Here is a 2,408-nt window from a genome sequence, read left to right as displayed (position 1 = left end):
CCTGTGTAGTATTTATGAAAAAAGGCCGCTTATTTGTCGTGTGGATGATTATTATGATACTCATTATAGCAATGTGATGTCACGAGAAGATTTTTATCAGCTAAATCTTAAATCATGCAAAAAAATAAAGGAAACGATGTCAAAGAATGAAAACAATGATGCCTTTTAAAGATGATGATGACTCAGAAACAACAAAAAGAATTTTAAAATCACTTGATGAAGTTCCACCATCATTAAGGGATAAGTTAAGAAAGCAGGAAAGAGAACTTGAAGGATGCGGCTTTTTCGAAAGGATTGTCCGTTTTTTTACGAAAGATAAAGATCGTCGGGGCAAATGGTTACAGTGAGTACTGATTCATATTCCTTCCCTCTTTTTTTAGCAAAAAGGCTGCTTTAACATTAATCCTGATTCTTCCGTAGAGCATGTTGTGCTTATCGATTTCGGTATAATGGGCAATGCAAGCACGGATACCGTATGGTGACTAAGGCGTGTGGTTCCGTTCTGCGTCCTCCGGAAGCCATGCAGGATATCTTCAGCCGTAAATCAGATTACCATGCCTTAGGCATTACGATATACGAGCTTTTGTTGGGCTTTACTCCTTTTAGAATCCAGAATTTACATGAAAGAATGAACAAACCGGATGTGGTCGGAAAAATCAATTTTCCTAGCAATTTCCCTTATGATATGAAAAAGCTGGTGCTTGGGTTCTATCAGGAAGGAAATTTCGCTCAGTAACGAGAAGGATAATCAAAACAATGCTAAAGCTGCAATCTTAAAAAAGGGACTCCGTGGTGTGGATATACACACAGGATAGACATCATCTGCAAAAAAGTTCCTTCTTGGGTCATGCAGACTTTTTCACCATACCATTTTAACGGAACAACCTGCCGTTACAAGGATGAACTTATCAAAGCACTTTTGCCAATCCTGAGTTTGTAAGAGTCGTTCTCGCTCGTCACTATTTCACCGTTAAAAGGCAAGCTTTGCAAAGCCATGTTTTATTGAACATAGCAATGGCAAAGAGCACTATTTTGTGACTGTCTGTCGGAACAGTCTTCCTATTATAATGCGGAAATCGAAAATTAACACATATGAGTAAAAGTTTATTTCGTACTTATTTGAGGAACCACATTACCACATTGAGCAAATTGTTGTTTCAAAGGCAGCAGGGATTAGATGTAAATGTGGGAATTTTTGAGCAATCTGACTCAAAGCCCAAAACTTCTCGTTCGACATCTCATACACTCAGACCGGGTGAATACATTAAGTTCGGAAGTTATCCTCAGAAATCAGACGGTAAGAGATCTCTCATAGAATGGCTGGTGCTGGAGATTTCTGGCAATGAAGCTCTCTTGCTCAGCCGTTACGCACTTGATTGCAGGCAATATCATCATGAACATGTTTTGAATATGACATGGGAGCAGTGCGATCTTCGGAAATGGCTGAACAATTATTTTCTAAAAACGGCGTTTTCGGAAGAAGAGATTAAGAGAATTAAAGTTTCTGAGCTCAGAAATGATGAACCTGACACCGCTTGGACAACAGGAAACACCACCAGAGATCGGGTATTCTGTCTCAGCATTGAGGAAGCAGGGGCGTATTTCTTGAACAATAAAGAACGAGTGTGTTATGCCACTGAATATGCCCGAATGCAGGGAGCAACTTGTTACAGGCGGTTAACAACATGGTACACTTGTGAGTATTGGCTTCGCTCGCCGGGATCGGGCGTAGGTACGGACGGCACGCTTAACCTGCATGGGATCTTCGTTGACCATGTTCACCTCGCCGTGCGGCCCGCTTTGAGGATAATCTATAATCTAGAATCATCAGTCTGCGTCCTGCAGAGCCCTAGTCCTTCTTTAAACCCGGGAAACGAACTAGTACTGACAGAACAATAAATCAGGTTAGGCCCCCTTCTTCCCGCAGAGAAACAGATGGTAGGCCTTTTTTCATTTTCAGCATGTCGGAATCATTTTGTTGCTGTCCATATAGGAGCAAGCTACAAATAGCTTCTGCATCACATTGCTAGAATTTTGGAAATTCAACTCCCCTGTGATCACCATCTTTAGTGCTTTTTAGTTCGCCTCTGTTCATTATCATTGCACGCTCAATTCTGAAATTCTTGATCCCCTCCGGGATCTGATCATGATCTGATCATGGTCGCCCTGATTGATAGGTCTGCCCATGGTTGGCAGGGGCGTTTTTAGCACGTCAGGAAAAAAAGCAGGAAAAGGCCGGAATTTCCTACTTTATCTGCCCTTTCTCTTCATTTCCTGATATTTCCCCTTTCATTTACGGCAAAATGCCGGCACAAAAGGAATTACGGCAAACTGAATCGGCAAAAGATGATGCTAATCCTGCCCCAGCAATTCAGTGTCATCATCCATTATGACCTCCGAAAAAGGCG

At 41.7% G+C, this 2,408-nt stretch carries 3 protein-coding genes; all 3 read left to right on the top strand.

The window, feature by feature from the left end:
• Window positions 1-146: 146 nt before the first annotated feature.
• The 3 genes from ACJROR_RS00985 to ACJROR_RS00975 all read left to right on the top strand — a co-directional run bounded on the left by ACJROR_RS00985 (window position 147) and on the right by ACJROR_RS00975 (window position 1,899).
• Window positions 147-347: a hypothetical protein gene (locus ACJROR_RS00985; RefSeq protein ID WP_406545472.1), complete on the top strand. Its 201-nt coding sequence runs from the start codon at window positions 147-149 to the stop codon at window positions 345-347.
• A gap of 128 nt (window positions 348-475) precedes the next feature.
• Entirely contained in the window at window positions 476-736 is a 261-nt protein-coding gene (locus ACJROR_RS00980; RefSeq protein WP_406545471.1) for a hypothetical protein, read from the top strand.
• 404 nt (window positions 737-1,140) lie between these two features.
• Window positions 1,141-1,899 (top strand): DUF6273 domain-containing protein, encoded by a 759-nt coding sequence (locus tag ACJROR_RS00975; RefSeq protein WP_406545470.1) that lies wholly within the window; start codon window positions 1,141-1,143, stop codon window positions 1,897-1,899.
• Window positions 1,900-2,408: the final 509 nt, after the last annotated feature.

The sequence above is a fragment of the Succinimonas sp. genome, assembly GCF_045225735.1.
Classification (GTDB): Bacteria; Pseudomonadota; Gammaproteobacteria; order Enterobacterales; family Succinivibrionaceae; genus Succinimonas.
Note: the sequence above shows the minus strand (reverse complement) of the source record. Positions and strands in the feature narration are given on the sequence as shown.

Bases quoted from the DNA above. Each gene is read 5' to 3' on its own strand.
- ACJROR_RS00985 (WP_406545472.1), top strand. From the start codon at position 147: ATGAAAACAATGATGCCTTTTAAAGATGATGATGACTCAGAAACAACA.
- ACJROR_RS00980 (WP_406545471.1), top strand. From the start codon at position 476: ATGGTGACTAAGGCGTGTGGTTCCGTTCTGCGTCCTCCGGAAGCCATG.